The sequence below is a fragment of the Streptomyces sp. STR69 genome (assembly GCF_024519455.1).
In the GTDB taxonomy this organism is placed as follows: Bacteria; Actinomycetota; Actinomycetes; order Streptomycetales; family Streptomycetaceae; genus Streptomyces.
The window spans coordinates 231,618-251,565 of record NZ_JALJRY010000005.1; the positions used below are offsets into that span (position 1 = coordinate 231,618).

Here is a 19,948-nt window from a genome sequence, read left to right on the forward strand (position 1 = left end):
TCCGCCTTCGTCAACCGGACCGCTACGACGGCTGGTTGACGTCGAAGTAGTAGTCGTGGTCCAGGTCGGCCAGTAGCCCCATCCGGGTCGGTGTCCAGCGGAACCGCTGCCGCGTGAGCGTGCTCGTTCCCGTGAGGTCGGACGAGACGAAGTGGCCCAGCCAGCCGAAGTGGGTTCCGGCCTCCTCGACCGGCACGCTCGTCACCGGTATGTCCAGCCGCTTGCCGATGACTTCGGCGATCTCCCGTACCGGCACGCCCTCGTCCGCGACCGCGTGCAGGACCGAGCCCGCCGGGGCGTTCTCCAACGCGAGCCGGTACAACAGCGCGGCGTCCTCGCGGTGGACGGCGGCCCAGAGGTTGGTGCCGGCGCCGACGTAGGCGGAGACGCCCTTGGCGCGGGCGATGTCGATGAGGGCGGGGACGAAGGCGTGATCGCCCTCGCCGTGCACCTGCGGCAGCCGTATCGCCGACGCGCGCACGCCCCGGTCCGCCGCCGCCAGAGTCGTCAACTCGGCTGCCAGACGCGGCAGTTCGGGGTGGGAGACGAGGTCGGGTATCGCGTCCTCGGTCCGCCCGTGACTCATCACGGAGCTGATGACCAAGGGGCGGTCCGTGCCCGCGAGGGCGTCGATCAGGGTCCCGACCGCGCTCAAGTCCGTTGCGACGCACGGGCCGTAGTTCGAGAAGTCGTGGATGAAACCGGTGTGGATCACACCGTCGGCGGCGGACGCGCCCGTGCGGAGCGCGTCCAGGTCCTCCAGCGAACCCCGGTGGACCTCCGCCCCGGTCGCGGCCAGCCGTTCCGCCGAAGCGTCGGAGCGGGCCAGGCCGAGGACCTGGTGTCCCGAGTCGAGCAGTTCGCGGACGACCGCGCCGCCCACGAATCCGGTCGCGCCGGTGACGAAAACACGCATGACGAAATCACCCCAGGTGGGTCGGGAAGTGGTGTGCTTCAAGCCTGCGCCCGCCCGGGTGCGCCCGTCCAAGACCTACTCCGGAAGACGTGATTCGTTTCCGGTATCACCCCAGCTCCTACGGTCGTACAGTCGACGTATGACTGACCTGGATCTGCGTCTGGTGCGCTGTTTCACCGTCGTCGCCGAGGAACTGCACTTCGGGCGGGCGGCGGCCGTACTGCATCTCGCGCAGCCGTCCCTGAGTCGTCATGTCCGGCGTCTGGAGGGTGAGTTGGGGGTGCGGCTCTTCGACCGGACGACGCAGGGCACCCAACTCACCGAAGCGGGGGCGGCGTTCCTGCCCCGGGCCCAGGCGCTGTTGCGGTCGGCGGCGGAGGCAGCCGGTGTGGCGCGGGCGGCCGGGCGGCCGAGCCGGGTCGTCATCGGGTACATGACCGGGCTCATCGTCACCCCGGCGGTGCGCGCGTTGCGCGGGCGCTTCCCGGACGCCGATGTGCAGCACTCCTTTCTCGGCTGGGGCGAGATGCCGGCCGCCCTGCTGGAGCACCGGGTGGACGTGGTGGTGGGCCGATTCCCGTTCGCCACCGAGGGGTTGAGCGTGACGGTCCTCTTCGAGGAGCCCCGGGTGCTGCTGGTTCCGGTCGGCCATCGGCTGGCCGGCAAGGAGTACGTCACCCTCGACGACATCGCGGACGAGCCCGTACCCCGCTTCCCCGACGAGGAGTTCAACGCGTTCTGGCGCGTCGATCCCCGCCCGGGCGGACGGCGGGTGCCGGACGGTCCACTCGTCGAGAATCTGGAGGACAAGCTCGAAGTCATCGCGGCGGGCGAGGCGGTGGCGCTCGTTCCGGTGGGCGCCATCAGGAAGGGCCTGCGGCCCGATCTGACCACGGTCCCGCTGGAGGGTGTGGACCCCATCCCGGTCGTTCTGGCCTTCCGCGCAGGCGAGGAGAACCGCCGACTGCTCGCGGCCTTCCGCGCCTGCGCGGAGGATCATCTGAGCCCCGCCGACGGGTCGGCTACAGCCGCTGAATGATCGTCCCGGTCGCCAGCGCCCCGCCCGCGCACATCGTGATCAGCGCGAACTCCTTGTCGGCGCGCTCCAGTTCGTGCAGGGCGGAGGTGATCAGCCGGGCGCCGGTCGCCCCGACCGGATGGCCGAGGGCGATCGCGCCGCCGTTCACGTTGACCTTCTCCAGGTCCTGCCCGAAGACCTGCGCCCAGCTCAACACCACTGACGCGAAAGCCTCGTTGATCTCGACGATGTCGATGTCCTTGAGCGTCATGCCGGCCTTGCCGAGCACGGCACGGGTCGCGTCGATCGGCCCGTCGAGGTGGTAGTGCGGGTCGGCGCCGACCAACGCCTGGGCGACGATCCGGGCGCGGGGGCGGAGTTTGAGCGCCCTGGCCATCCGCTTCGACGCCCACATGATCGCCGAGGCGCCGTCGCTGATCTGCGAGGAGTTGCCCGCCGTGTGGACGGCCGTCGGCATGACCGGCTTCAGCCGCGCCAGCGCCTCCATCGACGTGTCGCGCAGGCCCTCGTCCCGGTCGACGAGCCGCCACATGCCGAGCCCGGCGCGCTGCTCGTCCTCCGTCGTCGGTACCTGGACGGCGAACGTCTCCTTCTTGAAGCGCTCCTCGGACCAGGCGATGGCCGCCCGCTCCTGTGAGATCAGGCCGAGCGAGTCGACGTTCTCGCGGGTCAACTTCCGGTTGCGGGCGATGCGTTCGGCGGCCTCGAACTGGTTGGGCAGGTCCACGTTCCACTCGTCGGGGAACGGCTTCCCCGGCCCGTGCTTCGACCCCGACCCCAGCGGCACCCGCGACATCGCCTCGACACCGCAGCTGATCCCGACGTCGATGACGCCCGCCGCGATCAGGTTGGCGGTCATGTGCGAGGCCTGCTGGGAGGAGCCGCACTGACAGTCGACCGTGGTCGCCGCCGTCTCGTACGGCAGGCCCATCGTCAGCCAGGCCGTGCGCGCGGGGTTCATGGACTGCTCGCCGGCGTGGGTCACCGTGCCGCCGACGATCTGTTCGACGCAGTCGGCGTGAATGCCGGTGCGGCCGAGGAGTTCACGGTAGGTCTCGCCCAGCAGGTAGGCGGGATGCAGATTGGCGAGCGCGCCGCCGCGCTTGCCGATGGGAGTGCGTACGGCTTCCACGATGACGGGTTCCGCGGCCATGGGACACGTCCTCTCCTCGTCCACCGCGCGGCGCGGGCGTCCCGGCCACCCGCCACGCAGAACTAGTACGCGTTCTAGTTCTGTGTGCAGTCTGCTGACAGGCCGTCCACAACCGCAAGGGTCGTGCAGGGAATTCGGCTTGCCGTGCCTCTTGCTACTTGTAGAACCCGTTATTACCTTCACGGCAGCCGGGTTCCTGATGGACCGTCAGATGACGGGAGTTGCGCCGATGCCCTGTCCAGCGTTGCCCGAAGGGTTCGACTTCACCGACCCCGATCTGCTCCACCACCGCGTGCCCCTACCGGAGTTCGCCGAACTGCGCGCGGCCGAACCGGTCCGCTGGATACCGCAGCCCGCCAACATCGCGGGGTTCCAGGACGAGGGCTACTGGGCCGTCACCCGGCACGCCGACGTCCGGTACGTCTCCACCCACCCGGAGATCTTCTCCTCGACCCTCAACACGGCGATCATCCGCTTCAACGAGCACATGAACCGCGACTCGATCGACGCCCAGCGGCTGATCCTGCTCAACATGGACCCGCCCGAACACACCCGCGTCCGCCAGATCGTCCAACGCGGCTTCACCCCACGCGCGATCCGCGCCCTGGAGGAACGCCTGCGCGACCGGGCCCGGTCCATCGTGGCCAACGCCCGCGCCCACTCCGGCCCCTTCGACTTCGTCACCGAGGTCGCCTGCGAACTGCCCCTCCAGGCCATCGCCGAACTCATCGGCATCCCGCAGGAGGACCGCGTCAAGATCTTCGAGTGGTCCAACAAGATGATCGCCTACGACGATCCCGAGTACGCCATCACGGAGCAGGTCGGCGCCGAGTCCGCCGCCGAACTCATCGCCTACGCCATGGGAATGGCCGCCGAGCGCAAGCAGTGCCCGGCCCACGACATCGTCAGCACCCTGGTCGCCGCCGAGGACGAGGGCAACCTGAACTCGGACGAGTTCGGCTTCTTCGTGCTCATGCTGTCGGTCGCCGGGAACGAGACGACCCGCAACGCCATCACCCACGGCATGCACGCGTTCCTCACCCACCCCGAGCAGTGGGAGCTGTACAAACGCGAACGTCCGTCGACCGCCGCCGAGGAGATCGTCCGCTGGGCCACCCCGGTCAACGCGTTCCAGCGGACGGCGACCCAGGACACCGAACTCGGCGGCAAGCACATCAAGAAGGGCGACCGGGTCGGCATCTTCTACGCCTCCGCCAACCACGACCCCGAAGTCTTCGAGAACCCCGACGAGTTCGACGTCATGCGTGACCCGAACCCCCACCTGGGCTTCGGTGGCGGAGGCCCGCACTACTGCCTCGGCAAGTCCCTCGCGGTCCTCGAAATCGACCTGATCTTCAACGCGATCGCGGACGCGATGCCCGACCTGACCCTGACCGGCGACCCGCGCCGGCTGCGCTCCGCCTGGATCAACGGCGTCAAGGAGCTTCAGGTGACCGCCGGTTGAGGGTGACCACACAGCTCGGGCCGGCGGCATCCCGGCGCCGCCGGCCCGTTCTCGATCACCGCTGTGCTTACTTCCGTATGGCGAACTTCATGAGCTCGCGCTCGTCGCCCTGCTTGATCTTCCCGGTCTCGTTGATGACCTGGAGCTTCCAACTGGCGCCCTCCCGGACCGCCTTGGCGACCGCGCAGCCGTTGTGGTCGCTGAGCAGGTTGGGCCAGATCTCGGCGACCTGCTGGGTGCTGCCGCCGCTCGCGTCGTACACCTTGAAGGCGATGTTCCGTGCCTTCTGGAAGGAACTGCCCTTCTTGTAGGCGGCGGCGACGAAGACGATCGACGTGATGGCGGCCGGGATCTTGGCGAGGTCGACGGTCACCGTCTCGTCGTCGCCGTCGCCCTTGCCGGTCTGGTTGTCACCGCTGTGCAGCAACGCGCCGTTGCCCAGCGGGTCCAGGGAGTCGAGCCCGGCGAGCCGCACCGGCTCCGCGCCCTGCATCGCGATCGCGATGAGGTCGAGGTCGGTACCGGCCTTCTGACGCAGCTTCCCGATGATGCCGCCACTGCTGCCGACGGTGGGGTCCCAGGACGCCCCGATCTCCAGATGGGTCACTCCGTCCAGATCCGCCGGACCGTCTTCCTTCGTGAGCGTGATCATGTGTGATCGATCCTCTTGATCGTGGGACTAAGACGCACGAATTCTGCCTTCTTGGCAGGGCTTTGGGCTACTCGCGTCCAGAAGCGATCGCGGCGAACACCCCGGCGGTCAGGGCAGCGAGCAGGAGCGGATAGCGCAGATCGTGGTGCAGGACCAGCCACGCGCCGACAAACGCGCCGAAGGCCATCGCGACGGCCGCCGACAGCCGGCGGAAGGTGCCGGGGCCCCAGCCGTCGCCCGCGACCGAGTCGGCGACCAGGCCGGTCAGGGTCATCGTCAGGACCGTGGTGGTCGTGAAGTCGGTGACCTTGAGCTTGCGGACCACCGCGTTGCGCAGCCCCATCGCGAAGGCGGTGAGGGCGATCAGGGGGTGCGTGGTGGCGCCGTCGCCCGGGGCCACGCAGGCGATCACCGCGGCCACGCCCACGAGCAGTGCCTCCGCGCCGAGACTCACCCGGGCCCAGGTCCGGCGCGAGCCGGTGTTCATCCGCACCGCGATCCGGCCGCCGGCCGCCGCGCCCACCAGGAAGGCGCCCAGGGAGGTGAGGGTGCGCGACACCGAGAAGCCCGGTGCCCCGGCGGCGGCGAAGCCCAGGACCACCACATTGCCGGTCATGTTCGCGGTGAAGACATGGCCGAGGCCCAGATAGCTCGCCGCGTCGATCAGCCCGCTGACCATGGTCAGCCCCAGCAGCACGGCCACCAGCCGGACCCCGCGTGCCTCACGGTCGTAGGACTCTGGCTGTGTGTTCTGGTCCATGAACGCAATGTAGCGGCGGCCCCCGGTGTGCCGGGGACCGCCGCTGCGTACGTGCGTGTGTGCGGGCCGGTGATCAGTACCAGCCGTTGGACTGCCAGAAGTTCCAGGCCGCGGCGGGGGAGCCGTAGCGGGAGTTCATGTAGTCCAGACCCCACTTGATCTGCGTGGCGGGGTTGGTCTTCCAGTCGGAACCGGCCGAGGCCATCTTCGAACCGGGCAGCGCCTGGACCAGGCCGTAGGCGCCGGAGGAGGAGTTCGTGGCGGTGACGTTCCAGCCGCTCTCGTGCTCGACGATCTTGCTGAACGCGTTGTACTGCGCGGCGCTCGGGATCATCTTGTGCGCGATCGACTGAGCGGAGGAGGCGGAGGTCGTCGCGGCCTGGGCGGGAGCCGAGGTCAGCACCAGACCGGTGGTGGCGGCGGCCAGGGCGGCGGCGGTCAGGGCCTTCTTCGGGGAGGCGATGCGAGCGACGATGCGGGAGACGGACACGGAGAACCTGTTTCTTCGGGGACAGAGACGTCGTACGCCTGCCGGTGTCACGCGGTGCGCGGTGCCGGCAAGGCGTCGGCGCCGAGGCCCGTGAGGACTCGTCGGCGCCGTGCGACTGCTCCACAGAAGCACTCTCGATCCGTGTCCGCAAAGACCCCTTTTACTAGTTGTGGTCGCATGTGGGTGAATCGTCAACCGTGTGACGTGGCTCTCAAACCCCAGGTCAGAGGGCGTGCGGACGCGTGCATGTCATGCTTTGGCGCTACTAATCCGCATCGTTGGTGATGTGGGTCATGTGGGGCGCTTCACCACTCGTGTGACGGCCGGTGCGCGACACCTCACGCAGGGCTTAGATTCTGGCCATGCCAGCCATGGGGAAGCTGATCGGCTCCGGCCGTACCGCGGACGTGTACGAGATCGACGAGGGGTGGGTGCTGCGCCGCAACCGGGAGGACTGGGGGGACGCGGCGGCCGAGGGCGCGGTGATGGAGCATGTGCGCGCGTACGGCTATCCCGTGCCCCGGGTGCGGCCGGTGGACCCGCCCACCTCGCGCACCGACCTGGTGATGGAACGGCTGACCGGGCCCACCATGGTGGAGGCCCTCGTCGCCGGCTCGATCGACGCGCGGGAGGTGGGGACCGTACTTGCCGCGCTGCTGCGGCAGCTGCACGCGATCCCCGGCCGCCGCCCCGGCACCCGTGTCCTGCACCTCGACCTCCACCCGGAGAACGTGATGCTCACCCCGGCCGGCCCCCACGTCATCGACTGGGGCACCACGGAGGACGGCGACCCCGGGCTCGACTGGGGCCTCTCCGCGATCATCCTCGCCCAGGTCGCCGTGGACGACCTGCCGATCGCCGGCCCGGCCCGCGCGATACTCACCGCACTCCTCGCCGATCCCGCCGACCTCACGGAGGCGGGGCTGGCGGAGGCCAGGCGGAGGCGGGCGGTCAACCCGACGATGACTTCGCACGAGGTCGAACTCCTCGGTGCGGCCGAGGAGTTGGTCCGGTCGCTCGCATCTTCCCGGGAACCGTGAATCGGCGTGAACGCGTCACCGTCGACGAGTGCGTGAGGGGCCGGGGCGCCGGACGGCGTCTTCGGATGGGTTCCGAGGACTGCGGGGCAGTGTGAGGGAACTTGGGGCACGTGGAGAAGAGGGCCGGCTGCCGGCTGCCGCAGGGACCCGCCGGGACCCGTTTCGCCGGCGGCTGCTCGCCGCGGCCGTGGTGTCTGTGGCCGTGCTGGCGCTGACGGTGTCCTGCGTGAACGCGGCCGCCCCGCAACGTCGTTCGCCCGTCGGCAGTGCGTCCGCGTCGGTGTCCGCGAGCGCATCGGCGGCGACCGGCGGGAACTGCGATCCGCTGCGGTCGCTCAAACCGCCGGCCCACATGCCGACACCGGGCGGCCGGATGCCCAGCGGTACGGCGATGGAGCGGATCGTCGCCCGCGGCCGGCTGATCGTGGGAGTGGACCAGAACACCTATCTCTTCGGCTACCGCGACTCCGACACCGGACAGCTGGACGGGCTCGACATCGACCTGGTGCGGGAGATCTCCCGCGCCCTGTTCGGGCGGCCGGACCGGGTGCAGTTCAAGACCGTGCCGTCCGCACAGCGCATCGAGATACTCCAGCGCGGTCAGGTCGACCTCGTCGCCCACTCCATGACGATCACCTGCGAGCGCATGGAACAGGTGCTGTTCAGCAGCGACTACCTCGACTCCGGCCAACGCGTCCTCGTCACCGACACCTCCCCGGTGAAGACCCTGGCCGATCTCGCCGGACAGAAGGTGTGCACGGCCCGGGGCACCACCTCGCTGACCGAGCTGCGACGCGCCCGCCCGAAGGTGCAGCCGGTGACCGTCTCCGACTGGACCGACTGCCTCCTGCTGCTCCAGCAGGGCGCGGTGGCCGCCGTGTCGACCACCGACAACGTCCTCGCCGGACTCAGTGCCCAGGACCCCGCCACCCGCATCACCGGACCGCGGTTCACCTACGAGCCGCACGGAATCGCCGTCCCGAAGACGACACCGGAACTGGTCCGCTTCATCAACGGCGTGCTCGCGCACCTGCGTACCTCGGGCACGCTCCGCGCCCTGCACGAACGGTGGTTGGGCCCCTACGGCGACTTCTACCCGCCCGCACCGCGCTACCGCGACTGACGGCGCCGCAGCCTGGCCCCGATCCCGGTACGGAGGATGCTCCAGGCGGACCCGTCACGGGGGCCGGAGGCCGCCAGCAGCGTTCCGGGGAGCAGGTCCAGCGGCTCGCCCCGGAGCCGGCCCGGCAGCCCGCCCTTGGCGTTGACCCAGTCCCCCCAGTGGAGTTCGGGGGTGAGGGTACGGACCGAGACCATGCCGGACCACCTGTGCCAGGACCGGGTGACGACCCGTGCGGTGACGGGCGGCCCCGTGTAGCGGAGCACCTTCCCGCCCGTGCCGGTGAATCGCCCGTCGAAGGTCCGCACCGCGTCGAGCGCGGTGGTGCGCAGCTCCCAGCCTCCGCCACCCCCGGTCTGGAGCAGTGTCGGCCCGGGACCGAGTCCGAGGATCGCACCGTCCTCGGTGCCGTGGTTCCTGGTGGACAGGATCTCCTTGTAGCCGCGTGACTCGACGCGGACCTCCACCTCGGAGACCTGCGCTTCGGGATCGTGTCCCGCGTCCGAAAGGGAGGACAGCGCGAGCGCGGCCGGCACCCCCGTGTGGACGAGGACCTCCGCACCGGTGCCCCGGGTGGTGGTGCCGTCCAGCGGGCGGGCCGCGGACAACGGCAGTACGCGCAGCCGCCATTCGCAGCCGGCGGCGTTGCCGACCTCGACCCGGCCGGCCGACGACCAGATGGCCGGAGTGTCGTGGCCGAACAGGAACCTGGCCCGGTCGTCGTCACCCACCGGCCAGAAAGCGTGGTCGTCGAAGTCCGTCCACAGCCGGAGATGCAGGCCCGTGGGGCGGGCGCTCTCGATCTTGGTGAACTCAAGGATCGACGCTCCCGGCGGGTCCGGCTCGGCGAGCTCGACCGTCTGGTTCCCGATGCCGCGACGGGAGAAGACCCCGCCGTCCTCGGGCTCGTCCTGCTCCAGCGGGGTGACGGAGACCGTCCACCGCCCGGCCGTCTCGATCCGCAGCCGCTGCGGTCCCGACAGGCCCAACCGGTACTCCCAGGTGCGCGGCTCCTCGGTCCGGGACTGCTCGGGCTCGTAGTCCCGGACCGGGTGGGTGTCTTCGGCGCCGAGGAGGGTGAAGGTTCCCACGTGGGCGCGGTGGACCACCGTGGCCCAGCCCTGCGGCCCCCGGTAGTCCAGTTCCGCCGGCCCCGTGCCCTCGGCGGCCTCGGAGAACGGGCGTACGTCGGCCGTCATCGCACCCCCGCTCCCCGATGTGTCGTACCGCAGGCTAACCGGCCGGCACCTCACCCGCCCGGTCCGCGACGCCAACTCCCAGGAGGGCGGCGTCAGTTGTGCCGCGATAGACGAGGCTCGACGAGTCGAAGACCCAGGCGTAGCCCTTCGGGGCGTTCCTGAACGTGAGGCCGACGCCCTCCCGTCCCGCCGCGTCCTTGACGTGGTCCACGACGCTCACGCCCGGGAGCTCGGCCATGGCACGGTAGATCGCGGCACTGAGGTCGGGCAGCAGAGTGGCCTCGTCGACGATGGCGCCGAGATTCTCCACGACAACTTCCGTACGGCGGGCCGCCGATACGTTCGCGGCATCGCCGGAGAACTTCTTCAGCAGCGGGGCGGGGTCGGTGGGCAGGGCCTGGAGCTGACGGAAGGTCAGGTATCCGACCCCGTTCATGTCCATCTCCATCCTCTGGGTGGGGTCGGCGACCGCGACGCCCTTGCGCAGACCGTCCCGCTTGCCGTCCACCGCGTCCCACTGCTCCTGCCGGACGGCCCCGTTGTACGGCTTCGGCGTGAAGAGCCCCTGGTGCCGGGAGAGTTCGGCGGCGCTGCTGAACCGGACGCCCAACTCGGCCGCCGATCCCTGGGACTTGGTGTAGATGAACTGGTCGTCGCGTGCCGTGACCGCGGGACGGGAAGCGGCGGCCAGGGCGATCCGGTCCAGCAGTTGTACGGCCTTCTGGTGGCCGTCGGCGGCACCCGCGCCCGCTGCCGAGCCGTCCTTGCCGTCCCGCGCGCTGTCGACCGCGACCACGCCCAGGCCCACGGCGGCGGCGAGGGCCAGCGGTGCGGCGACGAGCACAAGGCGTCGGCGCGCGGACGGCTTGGGCGCGGTGGGAGTCGTGGTCGACTGCCCGCGGACGGTGTCGTGCTCGTGGGTGATGTGCTGCATCAGGTGTTCCCTCAGTACGCGGTGGCGGTCCCGCGAGAGCACCGGGCGGCCCGGGGCGGGCAGCAACTCGGCCAGTTCCTGGGGGTCGGTGTTCATCGCGTCTTCTCCTGCGTGGACTTGGGTGTGGACCGAGCCGCCTGCCGGCGGCTACCCGGTGACTGTCCGACCGGGGCCGGGCGTTGCGCTTCCCGTTCCTGTTCCTGGTTCTGTTCCTGCTTCAGTTCTTCCTGCTTCTGTGCCTGGCCGAGTCCGAGTTCGAGGTCGGTGAGCTTGCGCAGGCGTTTTCTCGCGCGCGAGAGCCGGGACCGTACGGTGCCGACGGCCACGCCCAGGGCCTCGGCCGCCGTGGCCGCGTCCAGCCCCTCCCACACGCAGAGCGTGAACGCCTCCCGCTCGCCCCGGCGCAGCTTGCGCAACGCCCTTTGTGCGGCGGCCAGTTCCTCGGTGTCGGCCATGCGCCGGGTCACCTCGTCGGCGAAGTCCGGCACGGGATCGGGCGGCGGGATTCTGACGAGCGCGGCCTGATGTCTTCGCGCCGCCCGCGCGGTGTTGCGCGTGACGTTCGTCGCGATGCCGAGCAGCCACGGCCGCAGGCTGTCGTCGCCGGGCAGTACACGCTCGCGCAGCCGCCATGCCTCCAGGAAGGTCAGCGACACGATGTCGTCGGCCGTGCCCCGGTCGCCGGTCATCCGGACGGCGTGCCGGTGGACCACCGAGGCGTGCTCGTCGAAGAGTTGCCCGAACGCGTCGGGGTCTCCGGCTCGCACGCGGGCCCGTAGTGAGATCTCCACACCCTTCCCTGTCCGCAGGACGGACCGCGCTGCGGTGACCCGCGTCACACGGTCCTACCCGGTGACCCCGGACCGGGGACGGCCGGAGTCCGGTGTCCGGGTCGCGGACGCGAGGAGGGCCAGCTTCTCGGCGGCGTCGGTGCCCGGGTCCGGGTGGTAGACGACGAGGGTCCGGCCCGGTGCGCCGTCGATGCTCAGCCGCTCCCGGTTCAGTTCCAGGTCGCCGACCTGGGGATGGGCGATGTGCTTCGGCGCGGCCTCGCAGGTCTGTACGTCGTGGCGGGCCCAGAGCCGGCTGAACAGGGGGCTGGCGAGGGAGAGTTCACCGACCAGCTCGATGAACCTGGGGTCGTCCGTGTCGGGGCCCACGGACTCGCGGAACGCGGCGACCATGCCTCCGACCGCGCTTTCCCAGTACGGGTAGAGCGCCTGCTCGGCCGGGTCGAGGAACAGCGACAGCAGCCGGTTGGACCCGGCCGCGAAGCGCGGGGACAGCGCGGTCGCCAGGGAGTTGGCGGCGAGGACGTCGAAGTAGCGGCCCTCGACCAGCGCGGGGAGCGGGAGCGCGCCGAGGAGCTTCGCGATCCCCTCGGGCACGGTTTCCCGCACCGGGCGGGGCCGGCGGCGCCGGGGCTTCGCGGCGCCCAGGCGCAACAGGTGGGCCGTCGCGTCCTCGTCGAGCCGCAGCACCCGGGCGATGGACTCCAGGACCTGCACGGAGGGGTTGCGGTCGCGGCCCTGCTCCAGGCGCAGGTAGTAGTCGGCGCTGATCCCGGCGAGCAGCGCGACCTCCTCCCGCCGCAGGCCCGGCACGCGCCGTACCCCGTAGGCGGGGACGCCGGCCTGTTCGGGGGTGACGAGTTCACGGCGGGCGCGCACGTACTCGCCCAGCAGATTCGGTTCACCGGCCATCTCCGCACTGTAATTCGCCCGGCCGCGCGCGTGCCTGGTCCTGTCACCCCCAGGGGCGCGGGGGCCCTGGCTGGGGCGTGGGCCGGGCGGCAGCGTCACCGGTGGCGTGCTGATCAGCGACGCCGGCCACCACAGCGAGGAGCAACAGCCATGTCCACATACCTACTGGTGCACGGTGCCTGGCACAGCGGAGACAGCTGGCAGCGGGTGGTCCCGCTGCTGACGGCGGCCGGACACCGCGTGTTCGCGCCCTCGCTGACCGGCCACGGCGACAAGGCGCGGCTGCTCGGCCCCGAAGTAGGCCTCGACACACACGTCGACGACGTCGTAGGGCTCATCACGCAGGAGGACCTCACCGAGGTGGTCCTCGTCGGGCACAGCTACGGCGGACTCGTCGTCTCGTCGGCCGCCAACCAGGCCCCCGACCGGATCGCCCACATGGTCTACCTCGACGCGATGGTCCCGGAGGACGGGGAGAGCGCGATCGACATCATGCCCGTGACGCAGGTGTTGATCGACATGGCGGTGAGTTCAGGTACCGGCTGGCGGATTCCGCCCATGCCCGAACTGCCGCCGCCCGGGGGCCTGTTCGGCGTCACCGACCCGGCGGACATCGCCTGGCTGCGGACGACGCTCTCGGACCAGTCGGCGCGCTGCCTCCAGCAGTCGGTACGGCTGGACAACCCGGCCGCGCGGACGATCCCCCGCACCCACATCCACTGCGTGGGCAGCGAGCCGGAGGGCTTCGAGCGGCGGCCGGTCCCCGCGATCCAGCCCAACGGCACCCCGGCGCAGGTGTGGGAACTGGAGGCGGGCCACGACTGCATGATCACCAAGCCGGCCGAACTGGCCGACCTGCTCGGCAAGTTGGGCTGATCCGGTACCGGCCTCAGACCGGGGCCGGTGCCACCACCCCCGTCGGCTGGCACAGGACGAGGGCCAGGTCGTCGGTGGGCGGCCCGCCGGCGTGCGCGAGCAAGCGGTCGTACAGCACATGCAGCGCCGCGTCCGGTGTCGGCTCGCTCAACGCCGTCGCGCACTCGGTGAGCAGGGCGAACGGAGTGCCGTCGAGGGCGCGGGACTCGGTGAGGCCGTCCGTGTAGAGGAGGAGGCGGTCGCCGGGCTGGAGGCGGACCCGGTACTGCCGTGGGTCCGGGTGCAGGCCCAACGGCAGCGCGGGGACCCGGGGTTCGAGGAGTTCAAGCCGGTGGCCCGAGCGCAGGGGCGCCGGATGGCCGCAGTTGACGAGCCGCACCTCACCCGGCCCGAACTCGGCCAGCACCGCCGTGACGAAGTCCTCGGGGCCGAGACCGGGCGTCAGCCGGGCGTCCAGCGCCCTCGCGAGGCTCGCCAAGTCCGGTGCCGTATAGACGAGTTCACGGAACCCGATGAGCGTGTCGGCCGCCGTCCGCAGCGCGTCGAGCCCGTGCCCGCGCGCGTCCCCGACCAGCACCCGCAGGCCGTACGGCGTCACCGCGAGGTCGTACAGGTCGCCGCCGACCGAGGACTCGCGGTTCGCACAGTGGTAGCGGGTGCTGACATGGGTGCCGGAGAGGGTGCGGGAGACGGGCCGCAGGATCGTCTCCTGGGTGATCCGGGCCACCTCCCGCGCCTCCGCGAGCCGTTCCCGCAGCCGGCCGCGCTGCCTCGCCGCGTACACACTGCACACGCAGCCAAGGAGCAGCCCGCCCCAGCGGACGGCGAACCCGGCGTTCAGCTGTGTCCCCGCGCCGAGCCCCGCCGCCAGCGCGAGCAGCACCGTCCAGCAGCAGACCAGGAGCGTACGGCGGGCCCCCAGGAACGTGGCGGCCATCAGCGGTCCGATCGCCAGCAGCGGCAGGATCGGCTGCACCCGGCCGATCAGCAGACCCGGGGTGGCCGCAAGCAGACAACCGACCGGTGCGACGAGCAGGCGGCGTCCCCCGTCCCTCGCGTTCGTGTCCCTCGCGTTCACGCCACGACGATCGCGGAATTCCTGGCTCCGCACCTGCGGCACGGGGGAGTTGACCGGCTCTCGATCACAACTCGTCGGAGTCGGGACGGAAGATGATCGAAAAGGGCGGCCGTTCCGGTGGTACGGCGACTTTTCCGGTCGGCCGTGAGCCGCGTTCCGGGACCTCCGCATGGAGTCGGTGACGTACGGACACACTGGCCTCGTGCCGGACAGGACTGACCCGAACCCCGGGAACCTCGGGAATCTGCCGCCCGAGACCCGCAGTTTTGTCGGGCGGCGCGCCGAACTCGCCCGGCTCCACGCCGCGTTGGACCCCGCCGTCGGCCCGGCCAGGCTGGTCAGCGTCGTCGGGGTCGGCGGGGTCGGCAAGACCCGGCTCGCGCTGCGCGCGGCGGCGGAGGTCCAAGCCGCGTACCCCAACGGGGTCTGGCTGGCCGAACTCTCCCCCCTGCACACCGCCGGACTCGTCGACCTCGCCGTCATGGAAACCCTCCGGCTCGCCGACCAGTCGACCCGCCCGGTCATCGACGTCATCACCGAATGGGCCCACGGCAAACGGCTGTTGATCGTCCTCGACTCCTGTGAGCACCTCCTCGCCGACTGCGCCAGACTCGCCGCCGCCCTACTGTCCCGCCTGCCCGGCCTGCGTGTCCTGGTCACCAGCCGGGAACGGCTCGCCCTGCCCGGCGAGGACGTCCTCCACCTCGAACCACTGCCCGTGGACGGCCGACCCGGCGCCCATGCCGCACCCGGTGCGGGTGACGCCGTGGCTCTGTTCGCCGCCCGCGCCGCAGCCGCCGGACGCCCCCTGCACGACGACGACTCGGCCGCCCGCGCCACCGCCGTCGCCGTCTGCCGTCGCCTCGACGGCATCCCGCTCGCCCTCGAACTCGCCGCCGCCCGCCTCGCCGAGCTGACCCTGGACCAGCTCCACACCCGACTCGGCGAACGCCTGCCCTCGGCGCTGGACCTGCTCGCCTCCGACACCGGCGAACGCCCGCCCCGCCACCAGACCCTGCGCACCGCCATCGGCTGGAGCCACGAGCTGTGCGCGCCTCTCGAACGCCTGCTGTGGGCGCGGCTGTCCGTCTTCAGCGGCGGCTTCTGTCTGGCGGCCGTCCGGCAGGTCTGCGCGGGCGGACCATTGCCCCAGGAGCGGATCGCCGGGCTGCTCGACCGGCTCGTGGCCCAGTCCATCGTGCTGCCCGACCCCGTCATCTCGGCCCGCTTCCGGATGCTCGACACCGTCCGCGAGTACGGCGCCGACTGGCTGCACGCCCTCGGCGAGGAACGCGCCGTACGCCAGCGCCACCGCGACCACTACGCCCGCCTCGCCCGCGAGGGCTGCGCCGAGTGGAACACCGGACGGCAGGTCGCCTGGTGCGAGCGCGTGCTGACCGAACACGCCAATCTGCGTACGGCCGTCGAGTGCGCGCTCGCCGAGCCGGACGGCGAGAGGTGGTCCACCGCCGTGGAGATGGCGGGCCATGTCGGCTTCCTGTGGCGGCACTGCGGCTACCTCCGCGAGGCCCAGCACTGCCTGGACCAGGCCCTCGCCGCCGAGTCGCCGCCCGGCCCCGGCCGCACCCTCGCCCTGTGGTCGCGCGGCGCGGTCGCCATCCTCCAGGGCGACCAGGAGGCGGCGGCCAACTGGGCGGTGCGCTGCGCCGACGCGGCCCGCGAACAGGGCTCCCCGGTCGCGCAGGTCGCCGCCGTCTACCTCAGGGGCGGCCACCTGGCACTCACCGGCAGGCAGGCCGAGGCCATCGACGTCCTCGCCGCGGCACCCCAACTCCCGGTCCAGGACGACGGGTTCGGCGCCGCCCAACTACAGGCCCGGCTCGCGCTGTCCCTCGCGCACGTGCTGCGCGGCGAGTTCGAGCGGGGCCGTGAGGTCGCCGACGAGGTGCGTACGGCAAGCCGGAAACAGGGCGAGTACTGGTGCGGGGCCTTCGCGGACTACCTGATAGCCCAGGCGGACCTGGCGCGCGGCGACATACCGGCGGCTGTGCAGGGCGCCCGCACCTCGATCGCCGGTCACGCGCTGCTGCACAACACCGTCGGCGCCGCCATGTCCCTCGACCTGCTGGCCGCCGCCGTCGTCAGCGCGGGCGACGCCCACCGCGCGGCCCGTCTCCTCGGCATCGGCACCCGCCTGTGGGAACTCACCGGCCGCGCCCAGATGGACTCCCCGGACCTGATCGCCACCCGCCGCACCTGCGAACTCCGGGTCCGCGAACACCTCGGCGACGACGCCTACACGACCGGCTACCGGGCGGGCCTGGCGATGTCGTACGACGAGGGAATCGCGTACGCGGCTGTCAGTCGGTGACGCGGGGTGGGGTCGCCGAACGGCAGGAACAGGGTCCGGGTGTCGATCAGCCAAGTCCCGTGCACCTGGCGGAAGGTGTCCTCGATGGGGGAGGCCGCCCTGGACGGGGGGACCGGGCGGGACCATACCGCCGTGGTGGCCGTCGACTCGGTACGTCGTGAAGTAGGCGGTCGAGATCGCGGTGTCGCGGGAGGTGAGGGTGACCAGGACGTTCGACATCGGACGGCGCGAGAGCCGCCCGGCGGGGCGGGCGCCGAAGTACTTCCGCAGCGCCTCCCGCCCCTCGACCGAATTACACCGCCACGTACGTCACCGGCTCGCTCCCCGTCATGACCTCCGCCTGCCCCAGCTTCACCAGCCGCCGCAGATGCGCCTCCGCCTCGGAGACCGCGATGTTCCGTGACTGGTAGGGGATTTGGGCCCAGGGCCGGTTCCACTCCATCCGCTCGGCCACCTGCCAGGCGGTGAGCGGCTCCGACAGCAGTGCGAGCAGCCCGGTCAGCCGGTCCTCGTGGTGCGTGAGCAACTCCCGTACCCGGCCGGACGCGTCGGTGAAGGTGTACTGGTGGGCCGGGAGCACCTCGGCGGGTGCGAGGCGCCCGACCCGCTCCAGGGAGGCGAGGTAGTCGCCGAGGGGGTCGGCGATCGTGGTGTCGTCCGGGTCCTCGTACAGGCCGATGTGCGGGGTGATCTCGGGAAGGAGGTGGTCGCCGGAGAACAGCCGCCCGTGGCCCGGGAGTTGGGCCGGGTGTTCCTCTTCCAGGTGCAGGCAGACATGGCCCGGCGTGTGGCCAGGGGTCCAGATTGCGCGCAGTCGCCGACCTGCCAGGTCGAGGAGTTCGCCGGGGACGATCTCCCGGTCGGGCAGCGCGGGCGCGAGGCCAGGGACACTGCGCGGACGGGCCGCCCGGAGCGGGGCGAGGTGCTCCTCGGGGGCGCCGGCCGCCGCGAGCTTCGCGGTCATGTACGCCAGCCAGCGGCCCGGTTCGGTCGAACGGGCCCGCCGTACGATCGCCGTGTCCGCCGCGTGCATCGCGAGCCACGCACCGGACGCCTCGCGCACCCGCCCGGACAGGCCGTGGTGGTCGGGGTGGTGGTGGGTGATGATCACGCCGTGCACCTCGCCGACCTGCGTACCGCAGGCATCGAGGCCCGCGACGAGGGTGTCCCAGGAGGCCGGGTCGTCCCAGCCGGTGTCGACCAGGACCGGGCCGCGGTCGGTGTCGACGACGTAGACGAGTGTGGTCCCAAGTGGGTTGTCGGGGATGGGGACTTCGATGGAACGAACACCGCCGCCGTGGTCGTGGACCTGACCCGTGGACGTCATGGACTCCCCAATCGCCGCCTTCCGGCCACTATACGTGGACTCCATCGACCGGAACTGGTATTCAGTCCTCGTATCTGATGGATCGTCAGACAGCGGTTCAGGCAGCGGTACCGGGGAGGCGTTCGGCCATGACGGAGCTCGTGGAACACCGACAGCTGTTCATCGGCGGGGAGTTGACCGACCCCCTGGGCAAGGACGTCATCGAGGTGATCTCCCCGCACACCGAGGAGGTCATCGGACGCGTCCCGCACGCGTCGAGCCAGGACGTGGACCGCGCGGTCGCCGTGGCCCGCGAGGCCTTCGACGAGGGACCCTGGCCGCGCATGACCCTCGACGAACGGATCGCGGTCGTCACCCGCATCAAGGACGCGATAGCCGCCCGGTACGAGGAGATCGGCCGCGTCATCTCCTCCGAGAACGGGTCGCCGTACTCCTGGAGCATCCTCGGGCAGGCCCTCGGCGCGATGATGGTGTGGGACGCGGCGATCACCGTCGCGAAGAACTTCACCTACGAGGAGTACCGCGACGGGGTCCTCGGCAAGATCCTCGTACGGCGGGAGCCGGTCGGAGTGGTCGCGGCCGTGGTGCCGTGGAACGTCCCGCAGTTCGTGGCCGCCGCCAAGCTCGCGCCCGCGCTGCTCACCGGCTGCACGGTGATCCTGAAGCCGTCGCCCGAATCGCCCCTGGACGCCTATCTGTTGGGCGAGATCACCAAGGAGGCCGGGCTGCCGGACGGCGTTCTGTCGATCCTCCCCGCCGACCGCGAGGTCAGCGAGTACTTGGTCGGACACCCCGGCATCGACAAGATCTCCTTCACCGGTTCGGTCGCGGCCGGCAAGCGCGTGATGGAGGTCGCCGCCCGCCATCTCACCCGCGTGACACTGGAGTTGGGCGGCAAGTCGGCGGCGATCGTGCTGCCCGACGCGGACATCACCACGTCCGTCCCCGGCATCGTCTCGGCGGCCTGGATGAACAACGGCCAGGCGTGCGTCGCCCAGACCCGCATCCTCGTACCCCGTTCGCGCTACGACGAGTTCGCGGACGCGTTCGCGGCGGCGGCGAGCGCTCTCGTGGTCGGCGACCCGCTCGACCCGGCCACCCAGGTCGGCCCGCTCGTCGCCAAACGCCAGCAGCAGCGCAACCTCGACTACATCCGCATCGGGCAGGAGGAAGGCGCCAAAATCCTTACGGGCGGCGGCCGTCCACCCGGCCTCGACCGCGGCTGGTACGTCGAACCGACCCTCTTCGGAGACGTCGACAACTCCATGCGCATCGCCCGCGAGGAGATCTTCGGCCCGGTCATCTGCCTCCTCCCGTACGGCGACGAGACCGAGGCAGTGAAGATCGCGAACGACTCCGACTACGGGCTGAGCGGCAGCGTGTGGACCGCCGACGTGGCCCACGGCATCGACATCGCCCGCCAGGTCCGCACCGGCACCTACAACGTCAACACCTTCAGCCTCGACATGCTCGGCCCCTTCGGCGGCTACAAGAACAGCGGTCTGGGACGGGAGTTCGGGCCCGAGGGCTTCTCCGAGTTCCTCGAACACAAGATGATCCACCTGCCGGCCGGCTGGGAGGGGTGAGCCGGATGGGGGTACCTCCCGCGCGAGCGTATTCGAGCGTGGGGGCGGGTGACCGCTGGCAGGTCGAGGTCGACCGCTCCGTCTGCATCGGCTCGGCCCAGTGCATCCACCAGGCCCCGGACCGCTTCCGCCTCGACTCGGCCATGCAGTCCCACCCGGCCGAACCGGAGACCGACGCCAACGAGCTGATCCTCGCGGCGGCCGAGGGCTGCCCGGTGGAGGCCATCATGATCACGCTGCTGGGCAGCGGCGAGCCGGTGTTCCCGCCGGAGGAGTAG

General features: G+C 71.0%; 19 protein-coding genes and 1 pseudogene. 8 read left to right on the forward strand and 12 right to left on the reverse strand.

The window, feature by feature from the left end:
* Positions 1 to 22: 22 nt before the first annotated feature.
* The gene (locus OC490_RS11545; RefSeq protein WP_262057782.1) at positions 23 to 916 is read right to left on the reverse strand and encodes an SDR family oxidoreductase; all 894 of its coding nucleotides are present in this window, start codon (positions 914 to 916) and stop codon (positions 23 to 25) included.
* Between the two features lie 139 nt (positions 917 to 1,055).
* Between OC490_RS11545 and OC490_RS11550 the strand changes: the two genes are divergently transcribed.
* Positions 1,056 to 1,955 carry a LysR family transcriptional regulator gene (locus OC490_RS11550; protein WP_262057783.1) on the forward strand — a complete coding sequence of 300 codons (900 nt, stop codon included), beginning with the start codon at positions 1,056 to 1,058 and terminating at the stop codon, positions 1,953 to 1,955.
* Here the strand turns inward: OC490_RS11550 and OC490_RS11555 are convergent.
* A complete protein-coding gene (locus OC490_RS11555) occupies positions 1,939 to 3,108 on the reverse strand; it encodes a steroid 3-ketoacyl-CoA thiolase (RefSeq protein ID WP_262057784.1) in 1,170 nt (389 codons plus the stop codon). The two genes, OC490_RS11550 and OC490_RS11555, sit on opposite strands and share 17 nt — an antisense overlap.
* A 229-nt stretch (positions 3,109 to 3,337) precedes the next feature.
* On the opposite strand from OC490_RS11555, the gene OC490_RS11560 reads away from it, so the two are divergent.
* Positions 3,338 to 4,573, forward strand: a complete 1,236-nt coding sequence (locus OC490_RS11560; RefSeq protein WP_262057785.1) for a cytochrome P450 — start codon at positions 3,338 to 3,340, stop codon at positions 4,571 to 4,573.
* A gap of 67 nt (positions 4,574 to 4,640) precedes the next feature.
* Here OC490_RS11560 and OC490_RS11565 read toward each other — a convergent pair whose 3' ends face one another.
* The 3 genes from OC490_RS11565 to OC490_RS11575 all read right to left on the reverse strand — a co-directional run bounded on the left by OC490_RS11565 (position 4,641) and on the right by OC490_RS11575 (position 6,475).
* Complete coding sequence (locus tag OC490_RS11565; RefSeq protein ID WP_262057786.1) at positions 4,641 to 5,225, reverse strand: TerD family protein; 585 nt, start codon at positions 5,223 to 5,225, stop codon at positions 4,641 to 4,643.
* Between the two features lie 67 nt (positions 5,226 to 5,292).
* On the reverse strand, positions 5,293 to 5,985 hold the full coding sequence (locus tag OC490_RS11570; RefSeq protein ID WP_262057787.1) for a YoaK family protein: 693 nt from the start codon (positions 5,983 to 5,985) through the stop codon (positions 5,293 to 5,295).
* Between the two features lie 73 nt (positions 5,986 to 6,058).
* Entirely contained in the window at positions 6,059 to 6,475 is a 417-nt protein-coding gene (locus tag OC490_RS11575) for a transglycosylase SLT domain-containing protein (RefSeq protein WP_262057788.1), read from the reverse strand.
* Between the two features lie 371 nt (positions 6,476 to 6,846).
* Here OC490_RS11575 and OC490_RS11580 point away from each other — a divergent pair, with 371 nt between their 5' ends.
* Positions 6,847 to 7,515, forward strand: a complete 669-nt coding sequence (locus OC490_RS11580; RefSeq protein ID WP_410098609.1) for a phosphotransferase — start codon at positions 6,847 to 6,849, stop codon at positions 7,513 to 7,515.
* A gap of 187 nt (positions 7,516 to 7,702) precedes the next feature.
* Positions 7,703 to 8,638, forward strand: coding sequence for a glutamate ABC transporter substrate-binding protein (locus OC490_RS11585; RefSeq protein ID WP_262057790.1), 936 nt, complete (start codon positions 7,703 to 7,705; stop codon positions 8,636 to 8,638).
* Here OC490_RS11585 and OC490_RS11590 read toward each other — a convergent pair.
* From OC490_RS11590 to OC490_RS11605, 4 genes are read right to left on the reverse strand one after another with little or no spacing between them, the layout of a single operon-like run.
* Positions 8,626 to 9,834 (reverse strand): hypothetical protein, encoded by a 1,209-nt coding sequence (locus tag OC490_RS11590; RefSeq protein WP_262057791.1) that lies wholly within the window; start codon positions 9,832 to 9,834, stop codon positions 8,626 to 8,628. The genes OC490_RS11585 and OC490_RS11590 overlap by 13 nt on opposite strands.
* Before the next feature lie 34 nt (positions 9,835 to 9,868).
* Positions 9,869 to 10,864 (reverse strand): CU044_5270 family protein, encoded by a 996-nt coding sequence (locus OC490_RS11595; RefSeq protein ID WP_262057792.1) that lies wholly within the window; start codon positions 10,862 to 10,864, stop codon positions 9,869 to 9,871.
* A complete protein-coding gene (locus OC490_RS11600; protein ID WP_262057793.1) occupies positions 10,861 to 11,559 on the reverse strand; it encodes an RNA polymerase sigma factor in 699 nt (232 codons plus the stop codon). The genes OC490_RS11595 and OC490_RS11600 overlap by 4 nt, the downstream gene beginning before the upstream one ends.
* A 54-nt stretch (positions 11,560 to 11,613) precedes the next feature.
* Positions 11,614 to 12,471 (reverse strand): helix-turn-helix domain-containing protein, encoded by an 858-nt coding sequence (locus OC490_RS11605; protein ID WP_262057794.1) that lies wholly within the window; start codon positions 12,469 to 12,471, stop codon positions 11,614 to 11,616.
* Positions 12,472 to 12,621: 150 nt separating this feature from the next.
* Between OC490_RS11605 and OC490_RS11610 the strand changes: the two genes are divergently transcribed.
* Positions 12,622 to 13,347 carry an alpha/beta hydrolase gene (locus tag OC490_RS11610; protein ID WP_262057795.1) on the forward strand — a complete coding sequence of 242 codons (726 nt, stop codon included), beginning with the start codon at positions 12,622 to 12,624 and terminating at the stop codon, positions 13,345 to 13,347.
* 13 nt (positions 13,348 to 13,360) lie between these two features.
* Here the strand turns inward: OC490_RS11610 and OC490_RS11615 are convergent, their stop codons facing one another.
* The gene (locus OC490_RS11615) at positions 13,361 to 14,425 is read right to left on the reverse strand and encodes a PP2C family protein-serine/threonine phosphatase (RefSeq protein WP_262057796.1); all 1,065 of its coding nucleotides are present in this window, start codon (positions 14,423 to 14,425) and stop codon (positions 13,361 to 13,363) included.
* 202 nt (positions 14,426 to 14,627) lie between these two features.
* Between OC490_RS11615 and OC490_RS11620 the strand changes: the two genes are divergently transcribed.
* The gene (locus OC490_RS11620) at positions 14,628 to 16,757 is read left to right on the forward strand and encodes an ATP-binding protein (RefSeq protein ID WP_262057797.1); all 2,130 of its coding nucleotides are present in this window, start codon (positions 14,628 to 14,630) and stop codon (positions 16,755 to 16,757) included.
* Here OC490_RS11620 and OC490_RS11625 read toward each other — a convergent pair.
* Positions 16,694 to 17,045: pseudogene (locus OC490_RS11625) on the reverse strand (nuclear transport factor 2 family protein); the annotation flags it as partial. The gene OC490_RS11620 and the pseudogene OC490_RS11625 sit on opposite strands and share 64 nt — an antisense overlap.
* A gap of 4 nt (positions 17,046 to 17,049) precedes the next feature.
* Positions 17,050 to 18,084, reverse strand: coding sequence for an MBL fold metallo-hydrolase (locus OC490_RS11630; RefSeq protein WP_262057798.1), 1,035 nt, complete (start codon positions 18,082 to 18,084; stop codon positions 17,050 to 17,052).
* 128 nt (positions 18,085 to 18,212) lie between these two features.
* On the opposite strand from OC490_RS11630, the gene OC490_RS11635 reads away from it, so the two are divergent.
* Together OC490_RS11635 and OC490_RS11640 are read left to right on the forward strand one after the other, a co-directional pair.
* On the forward strand, positions 18,213 to 19,670 hold the full coding sequence (locus OC490_RS11635) for an aldehyde dehydrogenase (protein ID WP_262057799.1): 1,458 nt from the start codon (positions 18,213 to 18,215) through the stop codon (positions 19,668 to 19,670).
* Between the two features lie 5 nt (positions 19,671 to 19,675).
* On the forward strand, positions 19,676 to 19,948 hold the full coding sequence (locus OC490_RS11640) for a ferredoxin (RefSeq protein ID WP_262057800.1): 273 nt from the start codon (positions 19,676 to 19,678) through the stop codon (positions 19,946 to 19,948).

Coding starts and splice junctions, on each gene's coding strand:
- OC490_RS11545 (WP_262057782.1), bottom strand. CDS start 916: ATGCGTGTTTTCGTCACCGGCGCGACCGGATTCGTGGGCGGCGCGGTC.
- OC490_RS11550 (WP_262057783.1), top strand. CDS start 1,056: ATGACTGACCTGGATCTGCGTCTGGTGCGCTGTTTCACCGTCGTCGCC.
- OC490_RS11555 (WP_262057784.1), bottom strand. CDS start 3,108: ATGGCCGCGGAACCCGTCATCGTGGAAGCCGTACGCACTCCCATCGGC.
- OC490_RS11560 (WP_262057785.1), top strand. CDS start 3,338: ATGCCCTGTCCAGCGTTGCCCGAAGGGTTCGACTTCACCGACCCCGAT.
- OC490_RS11565 (WP_262057786.1), bottom strand. CDS start 5,225: ATGATCACGCTCACGAAGGAAGACGGTCCGGCGGATCTGGACGGAGTG.
- OC490_RS11570 (WP_262057787.1), bottom strand. CDS start 5,985: ATGGACCAGAACACACAGCCAGAGTCCTACGACCGTGAGGCACGCGGG.
- OC490_RS11580 (WP_410098609.1), top strand. CDS start 6,847: ATGGGGAAGCTGATCGGCTCCGGCCGTACCGCGGACGTGTACGAGATC.
- OC490_RS11590 (WP_262057791.1), bottom strand. CDS start 9,834: ATGACGGCCGACGTACGCCCGTTCTCCGAGGCCGCCGAGGGCACGGGG.
- OC490_RS11595 (WP_262057792.1), bottom strand. CDS start 10,864: ATGAACACCGACCCCCAGGAACTGGCCGAGTTGCTGCCCGCCCCGGGC.
- OC490_RS11605 (WP_262057794.1), bottom strand. CDS start 12,471: ATGGCCGGTGAACCGAATCTGCTGGGCGAGTACGTGCGCGCCCGCCGT.
- OC490_RS11610 (WP_262057795.1), top strand. CDS start 12,622: ATGTCCACATACCTACTGGTGCACGGTGCCTGGCACAGCGGAGACAGC.
- OC490_RS11630 (WP_262057798.1), bottom strand. CDS start 18,084: ATGACGTCCACGGGTCAGGTCCACGACCACGGCGGCGGTGTTCGTTCC.
- OC490_RS11635 (WP_262057799.1), top strand. CDS start 18,213: ATGACGGAGCTCGTGGAACACCGACAGCTGTTCATCGGCGGGGAGTTG.
- OC490_RS11640 (WP_262057800.1), top strand. CDS start 19,676: ATGGGGGTACCTCCCGCGCGAGCGTATTCGAGCGTGGGGGCGGGTGAC.